Below are 17,865 nucleotides of genomic sequence, written 5' to 3' on the forward strand. Positions count from 1 at the left end.
ATGGGGTCAGCCGACGCCGGGCGTATAGCGGGCCAGCGCCTTGATCACCTGCTTGGCGGTAACCCGGCCGATCTGGTGTCCATTCTCGTCCACGACACCGACCCATTGGCTCTCGGCAAACAGCGGCAGCACATCCTCGCAGCGGGCATCCTTGGAGACCGCCTGCTCGCACAGTTCGTGCTCGCCCTTTTCCATGATCGAGCGCACATGGATGGCGCGGGCCTTGTTCACCTCGCGCACGAATTCCTCGATATGCTCATTAGCCGGCCGCAGCACGATATCCTCGGGCTTGCCTTCCTGCTGCACGGCCCCGTCCTTGAGCACGGCAATACGGTCGCCGATCTTGAGCGCTTCATCGAAATCGTGGGTGATGAAGAGGATGGTCTTGCCCAGGGAGCGCTGCAGGTCGATCAACTGATCCTGCATGCCCGAGCGGATCAGCGGGTCAAGCGCCGAGAAGGCCTCGTCCATCAGGATGATGTCGGTATCGAGCGCCAGCGCCCGGGCCAGGCCCACGCGCTGCTGCTGGCCGCCCGAGAGCTGGCGCGGCTGGCTCTGCTCATAGCCGGCCAGCCCGACGATCTCGATCCACTTGGCGGCTTCGGTCAGGCGCTCCTCCCGGCCGACGCCGCGCACTTCCAGCCCATAGGCGACATTGTCGATCACCGAGCGATGCGGCAGCAGGCCGAATTTCTGGAACACCATGGCCACCTGGGTGCGCCGATAGGTCCGCAATTCGTCCAGGCTCATCTTGAGCACATCCGTGCCGTTGACCACGATCTCGCCTGATGTCGGCTCGATCAGCCGGTTGACGTGGCGGATCAGCGTCGACTTGCCGGAACCGGACAGGCCCATGACCACGAAGATCTGGCCACGGGCGATATCGAGCGACACATTGTCGAGTCCTACGACGTGATTGGTTTCGGCCTGCACTTCGGTCTTGGATTTACCCGATTGCAGCAGCGCCAGCGCCTGCTGCGGATTGTCGCCGAAAATCTTGGTGACGCCGCGCATGGCAATGGCGAGGTCGCTGCGCGTTTCGGCCTGGATGTCGATGGCGTTCATTTAGCGAGCCTCCGCCAGGCCGATACGGCCCTGCAATTGTTTGCCGAAGGATTGGGTAATGCGATCGAAGATGATCGCCAGCACCACGATGCCGAGGCCAGCAAACAGCCCGCGGCTGACCTCGAGCCGCCCGATGCCCTGCAGTACCTGATAGCCCAGCCCGCCCGCGCCGATCATCGAGGCGATGACCACCATGGCCAGCGCCATCATCGTGGTCTGATTGATGCCGGCGAGAATGGTCGGCAGGGCCAGTGGTATCTGCACGCCCAGCAGGCGCTGGCGCGGATTGGTGCCGAAGGCCCGGCTGGCCTCCATCACCGCCGGATCGACCGAGCGCAGACCGAGATCAGTGAGACGCACCAGCGGCGGCGCGGCATAGACGATGGTGGCGATCAGCGCCGGAATCTTGCCCGGCCCGAAAATCATCACCGTGGGAATGAGATAGACGAAGCTCGGCAGCGTCTGCATCAGGTCGAGGATCGGCGTGATCACATTGCGCACATGCAGCGACCGGCTCATCCATACGCCTACCGGAATGGAGACGACGATGGCCGTGATCGTCGCCGCGATCATCAGCGCCATGGTGGTCATGGCGTCTTCCCAAAGGTTCATCACCCCCAGGAACAGCAGCGAGACCAGCACGATCACTGGCAGCTTCCAGTTGCGGGTGGCAAGCCAGGCTATGCCCACCAGGATAGCCATGATCAGCCACCATGGCGTGGCAACCAGCAGATCCTCGATGGCCTTGAGCAGCATCAGCAGCGGATAGGCCGCCGCCTCGAATTCATCGCCCCAGTTGCGCACGACCCAGTTGAGGCCATCGTCGATGGCCCGGCGCAGCGGGCGGGTGTCGATCAGTTCGGGAAACACGTCATTCTTCTCCGGGAAGTTTGGCGCGCGATGCCGGAAGGCGTTCCCAAAGCGAGGGCAAATCGCATTCGGGCATCACGCGGAAAACGGCCGGGTCGAAACCCGGCCGTATCGGCTTTTCGCTGTGAGGCAACGATCAGCTAAGGCTGGCCTTGACCTTCTCGGCCACCTCGGGGGAAACCCAGGTGGTCCAGAGGTCTTCCTTGGTCTTGAGGAAGTTTGCCGCGGTATCGGCGGCATCGGCCTGGTTCTCGTCGCCATAAACCAGCAATTCGCTGATCTCGGCATTGGTGAGACCCACCTTGGAGAAATACTCGGCCACTTCAGGCGCTTCTTCCCTGAATCCAGGCGGCAGCGCCGACGATGGCAGGCGAGGACGGATAAGCGGTCACGCCGGCCGGCTCGTCGCAATCGGGGTTGGTATTGCAGGCATAGACTTCGGGCTTGGTCTCGCCCAGATCGAGCTGCACCGCATCGAACTTGCCCAGGATGGCCGTGGGACCCCAATAGTAGAACAGGATCGGCTCTTCGCGGGTAAAGGCACGCGCAATCGAGGCGTCAAGCGCTCCGCCCGAACCGGGGGAGAAGATGTTCCAGGTATCGGCAACATCGAAGGCTTCATAAAGCGCGGAGGTCGACAACTCGCAGGCCCAGCCCGGCGGGCAGGAATAGAGCCGCCCCTTGCTGGAATCCTCGGGATCCGCGAACAACTCCGGACGAGCCAGAACCGCCTCGGCCGAGGTCAGCTCGGGATATTCTTCCTGCACATAGCGCGGGATGAACCAGCCTTCGACCGTGCCATCGGTGATGGCGTCGCCAAGCTTGACGACATCACCGGCCTCGACGCCCTCAGCCCAGGGCTCTTCAACGGCGCTGGTCCAGAGTTCGGGCGCGACGGCGGGGGTGCCCCGCGTCAGCATGGATGAGGCCGTAGGAACGGTGTCGCCAGTCACAATCTCGACGTCGCAGCCAAAGCCGGTTTCGAGAATGGTGGCGTGAATATGAGCCAGAGCGGCCGCAGATGGCCACGTCATTTCGGCAATATCGATGGTCTTGTCGGTGCCGCAGGCGGCGGCGTCGGCTTCCTGGGCAAGGGCGGGAAGGCTCATCGCGGACAATAGCGCAACGGCCATCGCGGCGGCAATGCCACCGGATTTCAATATCATCAGGTCGTCTCCTGGATTTATGTGATGCGGCAACCCTATATGCCGCAGTACATCCATGTCAAATCGACGTATACTTGATAATTAACTGTAATTACGCGCAGTGTTGATTTGATCAACGAACTAAATATGACTTCAAAACAACTGCAAAATCATAAAAACTTGCTCACTCAAGAGCTTCCAGTGAACGTATTAAATTGTCGCCGAAGCAAAAAAATTGCTCGGTCAACTTTTGGCCGTCAAATTGCCCGGTTTTCAACGTCTTATGGCGCCGTCGATCCAACCCAGCGCCGCCAGATATCTTCTCGCTCCGCCACGAAGCGGTCGGCGACGCCTTCGACCGTGGCGCCGGGCTCGTTGAGCTGTGCCAGCAGCCCGTTCATGTCGGCCAGCGGCAGGCTGCTGCGCTGGAAATAGGCGGCAATGGCGGGAATATCGGTAAAGACCCACTCCGCCAGCGCCACCACTACCGTCTCGCTGGGAAAGGCGCTGGGCGCTGGCGACGGACAGGCCAGCCGCGCCAGGCACTTGGCCGCCTCTTCGTCATAGGCACCCATGTCGAGGGCGACGAAATTGAACTGGGACAGCACCGCATTGGGCTGCCAGTAGTAGAACAGGATCGGCTCCTTCCGGCTCACCGCCTCGGCGATCAGCGTATCCATTTCGAACCGGTTGCCGGGCTCGACCAGTTCCACCATGCCACCAAGTCCCAGGGCGGCGATCAGATTGCGGTTGATCAGTGCGCAGGCCCAGTCGGCCGGGCACGATATGAACCGCACCTTCACCCCGCCATTGAGCACCGGCAGTGCCGCGACCAGCCCGTCGATACCGACCAGTTCGGGATGCACCGAGGCCAGATAGTCGGGCATGAACCAGCCTTCGAACTGGGTTTCGGCATAGGTCGGCGCGGCCGGGCGCAACATCTGCGCGTCGATGCCGGCATTCCACACATCGGCAATGCGCGTGACCCACATTTCAGGCGCTACCGCCGGTTGTCCGGTCGACCCCATCGAGGAGCCCGTCGCTGCCAGGTCGCCCGGCGTAACCCGCGTATCGCAGCCATAGGCGCGCGCCAGCACGCGGGCGTGGATTTCGGCAAGCAGCTCGGCCGAAGGCCAGCTCATGCGGGCGATACTGAGGGGTTGGGTACCGCAGGGCGGTGGCGGCGCGACCTCGCCAACGGGAGCCTGCGGCGCCGGGACGGCATCCTGGGCCTGGTCGAGCACGGTGATCTGCGCCATCGCCGGTCCCGCAGCCACCAGGGTCGCCAGCAGGAGCATCGCCCGCAATAGCCTCGCCGTCATTGCAGCCTCTCCCGCATCAGTCTCACTCTATGCAAAAACCACCCCCGTTAAGCAACAGTTGCGGCAAGCTGAAATGCCAATCAATACCCGGTGACTCCTGCTCATCAAATGTGCAACAGTTGCTTCCAGCGGGGCGTGGGTTGCGCCCCCTTTATCGCGTTGTTTCCGCTTGGAAAGACGGGCTCGGGCAAGAGCCGCCCCGCGGAACAACCCAGCAGAGGGACGTACATGCTCAATCTCAAGAATACTCTGGCCCTGGCCGTTGCCGCCTCGGCACTCGCCGTCGCCGCTCCCGCCATGGCGCAGGAAGTCAAGATCGGCTTCCTGGCCGACGTGACCGGCCCTATCGCCGGCTTCGCGCCGGGCATGGTCGATGCCGGCAACCTGGCCATCACCAATGTCAACGATCAGGGCGGCATTCTCGACGGCCAGACCCTGGTCTCCGTGCTGGCCGACAGCGCCTGCGACGGCGGTGCCGCCGGCCCGGCCGCCGACCGCCTGGTCAATAGCGAGCAGGTCGTGGCCATCTTCGGTGGCTACTGCTCCGGCTCGACCATTGCCGGCGCCAACGGCTCGGCCATTCCGGGCAATGTGGTGATGGTCTCGCCGGCCTCGACCGCTCCGGCCGTGGCTGAACTGGCCGACAATGACCTGGTGTTCCGCGACGTGGTTCCCGACTCCATCCAGGGCGTCAAGGCGGCCGAATTGCTGCTTTCGCAGGGCACCACGGAAGTGGGCGTCACCTATGTCAACAACGACTATGGCTCGGGCCTGGCCGGTGCTTTCGTCGATGCCTTCACCGCTGGTGGCGGCACGGTTCTGGCCAATGTCGCCCATGAAGACGGCAAGGCCGACTATCGCCCCGAAATCGGTCAGGTCGAAGCGGCCGGCGCCACCACGCTGGTGATCTATGGCTATGAAAACGCCGGTGGCGGCGCCATCCTGAACCAGGCCATCGAAGCCGGCTCGTTCACCCAGTTCGTCGGTGGCGACGGCATGGCCGGTGACGCCCTGCTGGAAGGTCGCGACGCTGCCTCGCTCGAAGGCATGATCCTGACCCAGGCTGCTGCGGCTGCCGGCCCGTCCTTTGACGCGCTGAACGCCCTCACCAGCGCCGTCGGCCAGGACGCCAACGGCACCTATGTGACCAACTCCTACGACGCCGTGTTCCTGCTGGCCCTGGCCATCGAGAAGTCCGGCTCGGCCGATCGCGAAGGCGTCTCGGCTGCCCTGCGTGAAGTCGCCAACGCCCCCGGCGAAACCATCCTGCCGGGTGAGTGGAGCAAGGCCAAGGAACTGATCGCTGCCGGCACCGACATCAACTACGAAGGCGCTTCGGGCACCATCGAGTTCGACGACGTCGGTGACGTGGCCGGCGCCATCAACTACTTCGTCATCGAAGGCGGCGCCACGGTCAACAAGGGCCTGATCCAGTAATCCTGATCAACCCGACCAATCCGAAGGCCCAGGAGCAATCCTGGGCCTTTTTGTCAGGAGAAGCCGATGGCAGATGACGAGACGCTGGCTTTCTACGCCCGGAATGCCGCCGAATATGTGCGCGACGATGGCGGGCGGCCCGATGCCCGCCTGAATGCCTTCCTCGATGCGCTTCCGGCCGGCGCCCGCATTCTCGAACTCGGCTCGGGTAGCGGGCGCGACGCCGCCACCATGCTGGAGCGCGGCTTCGACATCCATGCCACCGACGCCTCCCCCGAACTGGCCGCGGAGGCCGAAACCCGTCTGGGTCGTCCGGTGGCCATAATGCGGTTCGACCAGCTCGATGCCGTGAACGCCTATGACGGCGTCTGGGCCTGTGCCTGCCTGTTGCACGCGCCGGCGGAGGAATTGACCGACGACCTGCGCCGCATCCACGCCGCCTTGCGCGTGGGCGGATTGCTCACCGTCAGCTTCAAGGCCGGCAATGGCGCCGGCCGCGACCGCTTCGGCCGCTACTATAACTATCCCGATCGCGACACGCTGCTCGGCCACTTTCACGCCGCCGCCGACTGGCAGGGCATCGCGCTCGAAAGCAATGCGGGCAGCGGCTACGACCGGCAACCCACGCAATGGCTCTGGGTCAACGCCCGCAAATAAGACGGCCCGCAGCCGGGTAGGCTACGGGCCGCATATCATTCTGGCTGGCGGGCTCAGCCCTCGCGGCGGATCACTTCGGGGATCAGCCCCTTGGGCGCGAAGCGCAGGGCGATGGTGATCACCACACCGAGCACGAAGACGCGCATCTGCAGCGCCCGCGAGTCGATTTCGGGAATGGCGCCCCAGCCCATATGCTGCGTCAGCGTCGACAGGTTGACGAAGATCAACTGCGCCGCCGGGTCGGACAGCACCCAGACCACATAGATCAGCAGCGACCCCAGCAGCACGCCCCAGCTATTGCCGGAGCCGCCGACGATGACCATCACCCAGATCATGAAGGTGTGGTTGATCGGCTGGTAGCCCGAAGGGTCGAAAATCTGGCTGAACGAGACCAGCATGGCCCCGCCAATGCCCATCAATACCGAGCCCAGCACAAAGAGTTCGAGCTGGCGCCCGGTGACATCCTTGCCCATCGAGCCGGCGGCGATGTGATTGTCGCGAATGGCGCGCATCATGCGGCCCCAGGGCCCGCCATAGGCGCGCTGGACGACGTAGAAGATGATGACCAGCAGGGCCACCGCCAGCGCCAGGAACCCCAGGCGGGCCTGCACGAAGCTGTCGGCAATGCCCACCCCATTGGCCTGCAGCGCCTGCGGCAGCGGCGTCGGCCAGGGCATGGGCGACACCGACATGGTGCCGCGCGTCAGCCAGTCCATATTCTTGATCAGTGCGCGAAGGATCTCGGAAATGCCGATCGTGGCGATGGCCAGATAGTCGGTGCGCAGGCCCAGGCTGATCCTGCCGACGAAATAGGCGATGGCCGCTGCCAGCAGCCCGCCGAACAGCCAGCCCAGCACCGGATTGAGCCCCAGCCCGCCGACAAAGCCGGCGGTGGATTCGATATAGGCCGCGGCCGGATCGATCTGGCTGCGATAGATCACATAGGCGATGAACCAGGCCAGCACGACGACGAGACCATAGAAGAAGCCACGCAGGCCCAGCCGCCGCGTCTGCCGCGCCGCATAGACCAAAGCCGCCCCGATCAGGAAGGCCAGTAGCGCCCGCCCCAGCAGCATCGGGCCATCCGAGTTCCAGAAGCTGGCATTGACCGGATAGGAGATGAACGTCACCGCCGCACCGCCCACCATCAGGAAGCCCATAATGGCGAAATTGAACAGCCCGCCATAGCCCCACTGGATGTTGAGGCCCAGTGCGATCAGGGCAAAGCCGGTGGCCTGCACCAGGATCAGCAGCATGCTGGCGCTGCCCTGCGACACACCGGCCGCCGCTACCAGGAAGAACAGGGCGACGAACAGGGCAATACCGCGATAGAGCGGACGATCCAGCCAGCGGGTTTCGGCTTCTGCCGCGCTCATGTGGAAACTCCCTTGAAGATACCGGTGGGGCGCACCAGCAGGGTCACGACCAGAATGACGAAGGCCACGGTGAGCTTGTACTCGGTGGGCACCAGCGCCAGATTGGCCGGCAGCGCCATGCCTTCGGGCAGGATTCCATTGAGCGGGCGCAGCACTGCCGTCCAGTTGAACACGGCTAGCGTCTCGGCAAAGGCAATGAGGAAGCCACCGACAATGGCGCCATAGGCATGGCCCAGCCCGCCCACAATGGCAGCAGCGAAGATGGGCAGCACGATATTGAAGGCCAGGTCCGGCATCAGCGCCACGTCGAGCGCCAGCATCACCCCGGCCACACAGGCGAGACTACCGGCAATCACCCAGGTCACCCGCACCACCAGCGCGGTATTGATGCCCGAGACCTGCGCCAGGTCGGCATTGTCGGCCATGGCGCGCATCGCCTTGCCCAGCCGCGAGCGCGTCAGGAACAGGTGCAGCGCAATCACCAGCAGCGCCGTGACCACGAACATCAGCACCTGCGGCTCGGTGATCGAGATCGGCCGCGTGCCGCCCAGGGCGCTCATGTCGATGCGGAAAATGTCCTTGGGCTCGGTGTCGTAGAAGCTGCGTGTGCCCGAGCCGAAGATCAGCCGGATCAGGCCCTGGATCATCAGTGTCACGCCGATCGAGGCGATCAGCATGGTCACCGGCTTGGCGCCGCGCTTGCGCAATGGCGCGTAGAAGCCTTTGTCGATGCCCAGCGCCAGGAAGGCCGCGATCACCATGGCCACCGGCAGCACGACGAAGCCCGTCGGCAGCGGCGTCACGATGCCCAATGCGGTGCACAGGCCCGCCAGCACGAAGGCAACGAAGGCCCCCATGGTCATCATGTCGCCATGGGCGAAATGGGCGAAGCGCAGGATGCCGAAGATCAGCGTGACGCCGATGGCGCCCAGCGCATAGATCGAGCCGAGCACGGTGCCCGAAATCAGCACGCGGTTGATGAAGAAAATGAGTTCGTCCATGACCCTCAGCCCCCGAGGAAACTTTTGGCGACTTCGGGATCGGCGATGAGTTCGGCGCCGGTACCGGTGAAGCGGTTCTGCCCATTGGCGAGCACGAAGCCGCGCGAAGCGAAGGCCAGTGCCTGGCGAGCATTCTGCTCGACCATGAGGATGCCGACGCCTTCCTTGTTGACGCGCATGATGGTCTCGAAGATTTCGATGACATAGCGCGGCGACAGGCCTGCCGACGGCTCGTCCAGCATCAGCAGCGTCGGCTTGCTCATCAGCGCCCGGCCCATGGCCACCATCTGCCGCTGCCCGCCCGACAATTCACCCGCCGGCTGCCGGCGCTTTTCCGCCAGCACGGGGAACATCTGGTAGACCCAGTCCATCGTATCGCGAAAATCGTCGCGCCTGGTGAAAGCGCCCATTTCGAGATTTTCCTCGACGGTCAGGGTGGTGAAGACGTTCTTTTCCTGCGGCACGAAGCTGAGCCCCATCGGCACCAGCGTGTCGGGCAGGGAATTGGCGATATTGCGGCCACCGAATTCAATCGTGCCGCCGGTGACCCGGAGCAGGCCGAAAATCGCCTTGAGCGTCGTCGACTTGCCGGCGCCATTGGGGCCGACGATGACGCCGATATCGCTCTGCTCGATGGCCATGTTGACGCCATTGAGAATAGGCGCGCCGCCATAGCCGCCAACGACGTTCCTGAGTTCGATCAGCGCCATCCACGGGTCTCCCCAAAAAGTGGGAACCGGTTTTTGGATAAGGAGACCCGCATCTACGCCACCTCGACGGGTGTGCCGAAATAGGCTTCGACAATGGCTGGATTGGCGCGGATTTCGGCCATCGGGCCCTCGGCGATCTTCTCGCCCTGCGCCATCACGATGACCGGATCACATAGCCGCGCGATCAGATCCATATCGTGTTCGATGACGAAGAAAGTATAGCTCAACTCGCGGTTCATGCGCTCGATATTGGCCGCCAGGTCGTTGAGCAGCGTCTTGTTGACGCCGGCCGCCACCTCGTCGAGCAAGACCACCTTGGCATCGACCATCATGGTACGGCCCAGTTCGAGCAGTTTTTTCTGCCCGCCCGACAGGTTCCCCGCCAGTTCGTTGCGCACATGGCCGAGCTTCAGGAAGTCGATGACGTCCAGCGCCTTCTTGCGCACCTCGGTTTCGCGCGACTTGCTGAGACCGGGACGGAACCAGGCATTGCCGAGATATTCGCCCGGCTGGTCGCCCGGCACCACCATCAGATTTTCCAGCGCCGTCATGTTGGAGAATTCATGCGCGATCTGAAAGGTGCGCAACATGCCCGCCCGGAACAGCTCATGCGGCTTGAAGCCGGTGACATCGACCCCGTCGAAGATCACCGAGCCGCCATCGGGCACGATATTGCCGGCCACCATGTTGAACAGCGTGGATTTACCTGCCCCGTTCGGTCCGATCAGCCCGGTTATCGAGCCGCGCCTTACCGATAGCGAGCAGTTGTTGACGGCGGTGAGACCGCCAAAGCGTTTGCTGACGTTGCGAACGTCGATAACCAAGTCAGAGGACACCCAGACCCGTCCCGATTCCTGAAGCCGAAGGCACCCGGTTCAATCCGGGCGATTTTGCGGCATCTGCTCATAAGGCGGGGACATGGTCAACCTTGACCAGGCAGTCAAAGATACGCGAGCACTGCGTCGGCTGTGGATTTGTTGTTGGCGCAGGGTACGTCATAGAGCGTCGCCAGCCGCGTCAGCGCCTTCACATCGACATCATGCGGCTGCGCCGAGAGCGGGTCGATGAAGAAGATCAGCACGTCCAGCTTGCCCTCGGCGATCATGGCGCCGAGCTGCTGGTCGCCCCCCAGCGGGCCACTCTTGAGCAGCGTTACCACCATCCCGGTCGCCGCCATGACCCGGCTGCCCGTCGTGCCCGTGCCCCAGAGTTCGTGCTGGCTGAGCTTGAGCTTGTGATGCTCCGCCCAGACACAGAGGTCGTCTTTCTTGTCGTCGTGTGCCACCAGGCCGATCCGCGCCATGCTGCCCTCCAGATGCAGGCAACTTACAAGCACGCTTCACGCAAAAAGGGCAATGGCCTCGCTGAGCAGGATGCCGATCCGGTCCACCGGAATGTCGTCGCCCGGCACGAGGCGCAGATAGCGCCCCTTCTTGAGCCCATCCCCGGCCAGCAAGCCATCGCCATGCGCCAGCAATCGCCCATGCTCGAAATAGAGCGACACCCGGTCGGCCTGGGCAAAGACCGAACAGACATGCCCGGCGCCCGCATGGCGGAAATTGACCGATCTCCAGCCGCTCATCACCTTGCCCGAAAGACCCGGATGCGCCGCAACCAGCGCCACCAGCCGGGCTGTGAGCTCGGCCACCGGCGCCGGCAAGGGCGCGATCAGCGCTGCGAAGTCGCTGGAATAGACCGGATCGACGGCGGAAGTGAGCATGGCGGCGTCCCGATTTTGACACCGCGCCACCCTGCCGCTCGCTGCTGACAGGGCGTGTCAGCAGCGGAATCGCCGACCTAGAACTCGTTCCAATCCAGCTTGATGGCGGCATTGCCCACCGTCTTGAGGGCCGGCATTGCGCGGGCGGGCGCCCGGACCGGCGCTGTTGCGGCACCATCCATCTTGAACACATCGACGATACGGTCGAGTTCGCTCGCCTGTGCCTCGGTCTGTTCGATGGCCGCATTGGTTTCTTCCACCAGCGCCGCATTGTGCTGGGTCATTTCGTCCATCTGGCGCACCGCCACCGTGACCTCGTCCAGCGCCGCGGCCTGTTCGCTGTTGGCCCGGGCTATGGCGTCGATCAGTGTCGAACTTTCCTGTGCTCCGCCCAGAATGGCAAGCAGCTTTTCCGAGGCCTGCCCCACCAGCCGCGCACCATTTTTGACCTCGCCGGCACTGGCCTCGATCAACACTTTGACATCGGCCGAGGCACTGGCGGCCGATTGCGCCAGTCGCCGCACTTCCACCGCGACCACGGCAAAGCCCGCACCGGCCTCCCCGGCCCGCGCCGCCTCGACCGAAGCATTGAGCGCCAGCAGGTTGGTCTGGAAGGCGATGTCGTCGATCAGCCCGATAATGTTGGAAATCTTGCCCGAACTGGTCTCGATCGCCGCCATGGCTGCATTGGCCTCGGTCATCACGGCGCCGCCCTCAGTCGCGCTGGCCGACACGGCCTTTGCCTTCTGGCTGGCCGTTGCCGCTCGGGTCGCGTTTTCCTGCACCGCGGTCGACAACTGCTCGACCGAGGCCGACGTCTCCTCGATGGTTGCTGCCTGTCTGGTCGTGCGCTCGGACAGATCGTTGGCGCCCGAAAGGATTTCGCTGGTCGCCGTCTTCAGTGATCGTGACGTTTTCTGCAGCCCGTTGACGATATCGAACAACCGGCTCAGCGACTGGTTGAAGGCCAGCCGCGCGCCGCTCGTAGTGGCCCGTGAACTGGGTATCGATTCGTCCCGTCAGGTCCCCTTCGGCCATCTTGGCGAGGCTGGCCGTCAGCTCGCCGATAATCCCCTCAGCCCGTTTGCGCTCGGTGATGTCGGTCGCGAACTTGATGACCTTCACCGGCTTACCACGCGCATCCAGGATCGGATTGTAGGACGCCTGGATCCAGACCTCCTTGCCGCCCTTGCCGAAGCGCTGAAATTCCGCGGCAATATATTCACCGGCACGCAGCCGCTCCCAGAATCGGGCATAGTCCGCGCCGCCAGTATAGGCCGGATCGCAGAACATGCGGTGGTGCTTGCCGGCAATCTCGTCCATCCGATAGCCCAGCGTGGCCAGGAAATTCTCGTTGGCCCGCTGCACGATGCCATCGAGGTCGAATTCGATCATGGCCTGTGCCCGGCTGATCGCGGCCATCTGAGCCTCGTGATCGGCCGCCTGGTTCTTCTGGGCGGTAATGTCGGTAGCAAATTTGATGATCTTGACCGGCTTGCCACGCTTGTCCAGGACCGGATTGTAGGACGCTTGTATCCAGACGTCCCGCCCGCCCTTGGCAATACGCCTGTAAACCGCGGCCTGGAACTCGCCAGCAGCAAGGTCCGCCCAGAACTGGCTATAGGCCGGTGATTGCGCCTCAACCGGATCGACAAACATCCTGTGATGCTTGCCGACGATCTCTTCGAGCCTGTAGCCCAGGGCCGCAAGGAAATTCTCGTTGGCGGAGATGATGCTGCCATCGAGATTGAACTCGATAACTGCCTGGCTGCGCATGATTGCGTCAACCCTGGCCCGCTCGTCACTGCTGCTCTGTGCAAACATACCCATCGAGAAAGGCCTCCAGCCCCGCCCTGCCGCCTTGCGGCACCTGCGTAAATGTTATGAAGAAGAATTGGATAAGCGGAGGTTCCGGCTCTGCTCGCAGGTTCTGCGTAGCCGACTAAGCAGATGTCCCAGGTCGTGCCCTGGCTGCCAGTCCCAAGGGCAAGGTTCTGCCGGTCGCAATTGTGTTGCTGTCTGCTGCATGGCCGCACGTTCACCTGCCACCACCGGCCCCCATGGCGATGATCGACATTGTTCTGCGCCCATCTTCGAGGCTGACCGCGAAAGGTTAAGAGAACGCCAATTCCGATGCGGCGGAAACAAAAAGGACACCCCGCATGGCGACCACCGGCTGATCTGCCCGACTAGAACTCGTTCCAGTCCGGCGCGATGGCGGTATTGCCCACCGTGGCCACCCTGGGACGCGCCTGCGGCGGTACCCGGCGCACCGGCGAGGCGACGGCGCCGATCTTGAACACATCGACGATGCCGTCGAGTTCGCTGGCCTGCACCTCGGTCTGCTCGATGGCGGCATTGGTTTCTTCCACCAGCGCCGCATTATGCTGGGTCATCTCGTCCATCTGCCGCACCGCAACCGCCACTTCCTCGAGCGAGGACGCCTGATCCTTGTTGGCCTGGGCGATGGTGTCGATGAGTGCGGCGCTTTCCTGCGCCCCGGCCAGGATATCGAGCAGGGTTTCGGCGGCCTGTCCAACCAGCCGCGTCCCGGCGCGCACCTCGGCAGCACTGGCTTCGATCAGGGCTTTCACCTCACTCGATGCATTGGCCGCCGATTGCGCTAGGCGGCGTACTTCCACAGCAACCACGGCAAAGCCCTTGCCGGCATCGCCGGCGCGGGCTGCTTCCACCGAGGCGTTGAGCGCCAGCAGGTTGGTCTGGAAGGCGATATCGTCGATCATGCCGATAATGTTGGAAATCTTGGCCGAACTGGCTTCGATCGCCGACATGGCCTGGTTGGCTTCCTTCATCACCTCGCCGCCCTGCGTGGCATTCTGCGACACGGCCTGGGCCTTGTCGCTCGCCGTCGCCGCACGGCGGGCATTTTCCACCACGGCCAGCGACAATTGCTCGACCGAAGCCGACGTCTCCTCGATCGTGGCTGCCTGCCTTGTGGTGCGTTCGGACAGGTCGTTGGCGCCGGAGAGAATTTCCCCGGTCGCGGTCTTGAGCGAGCGCGAGGTCTGCTGCAACTGACCGACGATCCCGGTCAGCTTCTCGGCCACCGCATTGGTATCGCCCTTGATCTGCTCGAATTCCGGCTCGAAATCGTCGGTGATGCGGGTCGTGAGGTCACCCTGTGCCATATCGCGCAGCACCGCCCCGGTGAGGGTCACCGCGCGGTTGATCTTGGCCTGGGCCTCGGCGTCCGCGGCCTTGGCATCGGCCGTGAGCTTCTCGAAATAGACGGACACGCCGATATCGATATCGAGCAGCATGGATTTGAGCACATCGGCCAGCGCCATGCCCATCGCGTCGGTCGCCGCCATCACCTCTTCGGGTGAGACCGCCTTGCGCCCGAACCGTTTCGCCTTGGGTTGCAGGGCCTCGGCCATCACGTCGCGAACCAGGCCCAGCACCAGCGTTTCCACGATGATGCCATAGCCCCCGATATGCCAGCGCGGCTCCAGCCCGATCTGGGCATGGCGCAGGCCGACGCGAGAACTGGCCTCGTAATAGGCGTCGTCGAACTGGCCGGCGGCAATCGCCTTCCAGTGTCCGACCTGCTTGGATTGGGCCCGGTCCATCTGCTGCTTGCCATCGAAGAATTTCATGACCGCCGGAACCGTGGCGATCTTGGCGTAGAACTTGTCCAGCGCCAACGGCAGATGCCGGTCGACATGCGCCTGGACCGTTGCCAGCCGGCGCTGCGCCGCCGCGTCGAGGCCGATGAAATCGAGACGGGACTGCAGGGCGTCTTTGGGAGTTGAGGTCGATGACATTATGGGCTCACGAATAATGGTTCCGAGGTTCGACCATCCGCGACTCCCAAATCGTGATCTGGATCAAACCGGCGCCATCCAGCCACCGACATGGTAAAGAGATGGTGAACGGAGCGATGTATGCACCCGCGACATCTTCCACCGGCACCGCAGACCGAATCCCAGTCATCGCAAAAGTCGGCGACAGGCTAGGAGCCGCCGAATCTCGTCGCCAGTTGCGCCAATTGCTTAGGTAGTTTCGGGTGGCCCTAGCCGGCTTTGCCGCGCCCGAAATAGGCGCCGGCGACCGCCTTGAGATCGCCAATCACGCCGCGTGCACCACTTTCGCGTTCCGGCGCCGGCCTGGCGCCCCCACCAAGGGTGAAGACGCTGATGACCCGGTCGAGTTCGTTGGCCTGCGCCTCGGTCTGTTCGATGGCGGCATTGGTCTCTTCCACCAGGGCCGCATTGTGCTGGGTCATCTCGTCGAGCTGGCGCACCGCCACATTGACCTCGTCGATCGAGGCGGCCTGTTCGCGGCTGGCGCGCGCGATCCCGTCCAGCATGGTCGCATTGGCGCGAATGGCTTCCTGCACCACCACCAGCCGCTCGGCAGCGCTCGCCACCAGTCGCGTGCCGCCCTTCACCTCGTCGGCCGACTGTTCGATCAGCGCCTTGACGTCGGATGACGCACTGGCGGCCGACTGGGCCAGTCGCCGCACTTCCACGGCAACCACTGCAAAGCCCGCACCGGCCTCTCCGGCCCGCGCCGCCTCCACCGAGGCATTGAGCGCCAGGAGGTTGGTCTGGAAGGCGATGTCGTCGATCAGGCCGATAATGTTGGAAATCTTGGCCGAGGACTGCGTGATGCGGTCCATCGCCCCGGTCGCTTCGCCCATCACCGCGCCGCTGGCCTCGGCCTCGCTCGAAACCGTCCGGGCCTGCTGGCTTGCCTGCTCGGCCTGGGCGGCATTGTCGACCACCGTCCGGCTGAGCTGCTCGATGGCGGCACTGGTCTCCTCGATCGTCGCGGCCTGCCGCGTCGTGCGTTCGGAAAGATCGTTGGCGCCGGAGAGAATTTCGCCGGTGGCGGTCTTGAGCGTGCCCGACGTGCCGCGCAACTGGGTGATGATGTCGCCGAGCTGCTCGGCCACGCCATTGGTATCCTGCTTGAGCCGGGCAAAGGCGCCCTTGTAGTCGCCGGTCATGCGGTGGGTCAGGTCGGCACGGGCCAGCGAGGCCAGCACGCTGCCGGTTTCGGTCAGGCCGCGATCGACCGTCGCCACCAGGTCGTTGACATCGAGCGCCAGCTGCCGCAGCTCGGGATCGTCGAGTTCGGTGCCGACGCGGCGCGAGAAATCGCCATCTATGGCCGCGCCGACCACCGCGCCGATATCCTGCTGCAAGCCCTGGATGACGGTGACGCGCCTGGCGCGCTCCTCGCTCATATCGAGCTCGGCGCTCCTGAGGTCACGCATCTTGAGACCATTGCTGCGGAACACATCCACGGCCTCGGCCATGTAACCCAGCTCGTCGGCGCGCTCGAGGCCGGGCACCACGGCATCCAGCTTGTCGCCGGCGATTTCGGCCATGGCATCGGTGAGGCGGGTGATCGGCCGCGTGATCGTGCGAGCAATGAGAATGCTCGTTATCGCCGCCAGCGCCAGCAGCACCAGCCCGATGACAAGCATCGTATTGCGCAACCCGGCCGATGGCGCGGAAATATCGGCTTCGCTTTCCAGCGCCACCACGGCCCAGTCGACGCCGCCAAAGGTCAGCGGCTCGCTGGCGGCCACATAGGCTGCGCCCTCATGATGCGACAGCGGCCCGATCGCCGCCGTCCCAGCCAGCGCCGCGCTCACCGCGTCGCCCTGCAGCGACAGCACCAGCACGTCATTATCTTCCGTTCGGGCGGCATCATTGCGCACCAGCCCATCCTGGCCGACGAGATAGGTCTCCCCGCTCTCGCCCAAGCCCTGCGTGCGATCCAGCACTTCGCCAATGCGGCCGGTGGACATCTGGTAGGCGAGCACGCCGATCAGAAAACCCTGATCAAAGACCGGCGAAGCAATGAAACTTGCCGGGGCGCCACCGCTCGGGCCATAGGGCGCGAAATCGGACAGGAAGACCTGCCCCGCCTCGCCCGCCATGGCTGATCGCACCACCTTGCCCAGGTCGCTATCGGCCCATGGCCCACCGCCTTCGGCGAAATTGGTGGCGAAATCGGCGTCCTTGGAGACGGTGTAGACATTGTTGAAATTGGTATCGAACAGCAGGACGTCGTAATAGCCGCGCCGTTCCTGCATATCGCGGAAATCGGCATGGAGGCTTCGGTGATGCAGGTCATAGACCGGCAGCCAGTCCGAGGTTTCGAGCTTGAGCCGTTCGCCCGCCGGATTGGGATTGCGGGTGATATAGGCGTCCTGCAGCAGCTCGACCGGGTCGCCCTGCCCCTTCAGCGAGCGCATGGCGCCCGAAAACAGATCGATGGCGGCGGCGATTTCCGACCGCCCGGCAAACAGCGTCAAATCCTCGGCGACTTCATTGAGATAGGCATCGAGCGACGAGCGCGCATTGGCCGCCGCGGCAGTCAGGCGCTGCTCGGCCTGGTTGTTGACGATGCTGCTGCTGACCGCATAGGCCGCCAGCGCCAGGCTGGCGCCGGTGACGAGCGCGATCGCCACCACCATGGCCGGCAGCTTGAAGGCAAGTTTGAGCTGGGTCGTCATCGAGAGAGCTTCCGGAGTTGTGGCACTGCTGCCTTTTGCCAAGGCATGCCCGCTTCTCCTCTTCCGCGG

The 17,865-nt window shown here is 63.8% G+C and carries 15 protein-coding genes and 1 pseudogene; 2 read left to right on the top strand and 14 right to left on the bottom strand.

What is annotated here, in order from left to right; all coding sequences use genetic code 11:
- Positions 1-6 precede the first annotated feature (6 nt).
- From FPZ08_RS14190 to FPZ08_RS14205, 5 genes are all read right to left on the bottom strand, one after another.
- The gene (locus FPZ08_RS14190; protein WP_146290611.1) at positions 7-1,065 is read right to left on the bottom strand and encodes a quaternary amine ABC transporter ATP-binding protein; all 1,059 of its coding nucleotides are present in this window, start codon (positions 1,063-1,065) and stop codon (positions 7-9) included.
- Positions 1,066-1,935 carry an ABC transporter permease gene (locus FPZ08_RS14195; protein ID WP_146290612.1) on the bottom strand — a complete coding sequence of 290 codons (870 nt, stop codon included), beginning with the start codon at positions 1,933-1,935 and terminating at the stop codon, positions 1,066-1,068.
- A gap of 136 nt (positions 1,936-2,071) precedes the next feature.
- Complete coding sequence (locus FPZ08_RS22650; RefSeq protein ID WP_281285634.1) at positions 2,072-2,257, bottom strand: hypothetical protein; 186 nt, start codon at positions 2,255-2,257, stop codon at positions 2,072-2,074.
- Between the two features lies 1 nt (position 2,258).
- Positions 2,259-3,101 (bottom strand): glycine betaine ABC transporter substrate-binding protein, encoded by an 843-nt coding sequence (locus FPZ08_RS14200; protein ID WP_281285635.1) that lies wholly within the window; start codon positions 3,099-3,101, stop codon positions 2,259-2,261.
- A gap of 260 nt (positions 3,102-3,361) precedes the next feature.
- Positions 3,362-4,402 (bottom strand): glycine betaine ABC transporter substrate-binding protein, encoded by a 1,041-nt coding sequence (locus tag FPZ08_RS14205; RefSeq protein WP_146290613.1) that lies wholly within the window; start codon positions 4,400-4,402, stop codon positions 3,362-3,364.
- A 228-nt stretch (positions 4,403-4,630) separates the two neighbouring features.
- On the opposite strand from FPZ08_RS14205, the gene FPZ08_RS14210 reads away from it, so the two are divergent.
- Together FPZ08_RS14210 and FPZ08_RS14215 are read left to right on the top strand one after the other, a co-directional pair.
- Complete coding sequence (locus tag FPZ08_RS14210; RefSeq protein ID WP_146290614.1) at positions 4,631-5,839, top strand: ABC transporter substrate-binding protein; 1,209 nt, start codon at positions 4,631-4,633, stop codon at positions 5,837-5,839.
- 66 nt (positions 5,840-5,905) lie between these two features.
- Complete coding sequence (locus FPZ08_RS14215) at positions 5,906-6,496, top strand: class I SAM-dependent methyltransferase (RefSeq protein ID WP_146290615.1); 591 nt, start codon at positions 5,906-5,908, stop codon at positions 6,494-6,496.
- Positions 6,497-6,549: 53 nt separating this feature from the next.
- Here FPZ08_RS14215 and FPZ08_RS14220 read toward each other — a convergent pair whose 3' ends face one another.
- From FPZ08_RS14220 to FPZ08_RS14265, 9 genes and pseudogenes are all read right to left on the bottom strand, one after another.
- Complete coding sequence (locus tag FPZ08_RS14220; protein ID WP_146290616.1) at positions 6,550-7,872, bottom strand: branched-chain amino acid ABC transporter permease; 1,323 nt, start codon at positions 7,870-7,872, stop codon at positions 6,550-6,552.
- On the bottom strand, positions 7,869-8,873 hold the full coding sequence (locus tag FPZ08_RS14225) for a branched-chain amino acid ABC transporter permease (RefSeq protein ID WP_146290617.1): 1,005 nt from the start codon (positions 8,871-8,873) through the stop codon (positions 7,869-7,871). The genes FPZ08_RS14220 and FPZ08_RS14225 overlap by 4 nt, the downstream gene beginning before the upstream one ends.
- A gap of 5 nt (positions 8,874-8,878) precedes the next feature.
- Complete coding sequence (locus FPZ08_RS14230; RefSeq protein ID WP_146290618.1) at positions 8,879-9,583, bottom strand: ABC transporter ATP-binding protein; 705 nt, start codon at positions 9,581-9,583, stop codon at positions 8,879-8,881.
- Positions 9,584-9,636: 53 nt separating this feature from the next.
- Positions 9,637-10,419 carry an ABC transporter ATP-binding protein gene (locus FPZ08_RS14235; protein WP_146290619.1) on the bottom strand — a complete coding sequence of 261 codons (783 nt, stop codon included), beginning with the start codon at positions 10,417-10,419 and terminating at the stop codon, positions 9,637-9,639.
- A 104-nt stretch (positions 10,420-10,523) separates the two neighbouring features.
- Positions 10,524-10,898: a methylglyoxal synthase gene (locus tag FPZ08_RS14240; protein ID WP_425457604.1), complete on the bottom strand. Its 375-nt coding sequence runs from the start codon at positions 10,896-10,898 to the stop codon at positions 10,524-10,526.
- Between the two features lie 24 nt (positions 10,899-10,922).
- Positions 10,923-11,303 carry a DUF1801 domain-containing protein gene (locus tag FPZ08_RS14245; RefSeq protein ID WP_146290621.1) on the bottom strand — a complete coding sequence of 127 codons (381 nt, stop codon included), beginning with the start codon at positions 11,301-11,303 and terminating at the stop codon, positions 10,923-10,925.
- A gap of 184 nt (positions 11,304-11,487) precedes the next feature.
- Positions 11,488-13,127 (bottom strand): annotated as a pseudogene (locus tag FPZ08_RS14255) (methyl-accepting chemotaxis protein); the annotation flags it as partial.
- Positions 13,128-13,492: 365 nt separating this feature from the next.
- Positions 13,493-15,088: a methyl-accepting chemotaxis protein gene (locus tag FPZ08_RS14260; RefSeq protein WP_246132663.1), complete on the bottom strand. Its 1,596-nt coding sequence runs from the start codon at positions 15,086-15,088 to the stop codon at positions 13,493-13,495.
- A 248-nt stretch (positions 15,089-15,336) separates the two neighbouring features.
- Positions 15,337-17,796, bottom strand: coding sequence for a methyl-accepting chemotaxis protein (locus tag FPZ08_RS14265; RefSeq protein ID WP_146290623.1), 2,460 nt, complete (start codon positions 17,794-17,796; stop codon positions 15,337-15,339).
- Positions 17,797-17,865 lie beyond the last annotated feature (69 nt).

It is taken from the genome of Devosia ginsengisoli (genome assembly GCF_007859655.1).
Taxonomy (GTDB): domain Bacteria; phylum Pseudomonadota; class Alphaproteobacteria; order Rhizobiales; family Devosiaceae; genus Devosia; species Devosia ginsengisoli.

Coding starts and splice junctions, on each gene's coding strand:
- FPZ08_RS14215 (WP_146290615.1), top strand. CDS start 5,906: ATGGCAGATGACGAGACGCTGGCTTTCTACGCCCGGAATGCCGCCGAA.
- FPZ08_RS14225 (WP_146290617.1), bottom strand. CDS start 8,873: ATGGACGAACTCATTTTCTTCATCAACCGCGTGCTGATTTCGGGCACC.
- FPZ08_RS14200 (WP_281285635.1), bottom strand. CDS start 3,101: ATGATATTGAAATCCGGTGGCATTGCCGCCGCGATGGCCGTTGCGCTA.
- FPZ08_RS14230 (WP_146290618.1), bottom strand. CDS start 9,583: ATGGCGCTGATCGAACTCAGGAACGTCGTTGGCGGCTATGGCGGCGCG.
- FPZ08_RS14205 (WP_146290613.1), bottom strand. CDS start 4,402: ATGACGGCGAGGCTATTGCGGGCGATGCTCCTGCTGGCGACCCTGGTG.
- FPZ08_RS14265 (WP_146290623.1), bottom strand. CDS start 17,796: ATGACGACCCAGCTCAAACTTGCCTTCAAGCTGCCGGCCATGGTGGTG.
- FPZ08_RS14210 (WP_146290614.1), top strand. CDS start 4,631: ATGCTCAATCTCAAGAATACTCTGGCCCTGGCCGTTGCCGCCTCGGCA.
- FPZ08_RS14190 (WP_146290611.1), bottom strand. CDS start 1,065: ATGAACGCCATCGACATCCAGGCCGAAACGCGCAGCGACCTCGCCATT.
- FPZ08_RS14245 (WP_146290621.1), bottom strand. CDS start 11,303: ATGCTCACTTCCGCCGTCGATCCGGTCTATTCCAGCGACTTCGCAGCG.
- FPZ08_RS14220 (WP_146290616.1), bottom strand. CDS start 7,872: ATGAGCGCGGCAGAAGCCGAAACCCGCTGGCTGGATCGTCCGCTCTAT.
- FPZ08_RS14260 (WP_246132663.1), bottom strand. CDS start 15,088: ATGTCATCGACCTCAACTCCCAAAGACGCCCTGCAGTCCCGTCTCGAT.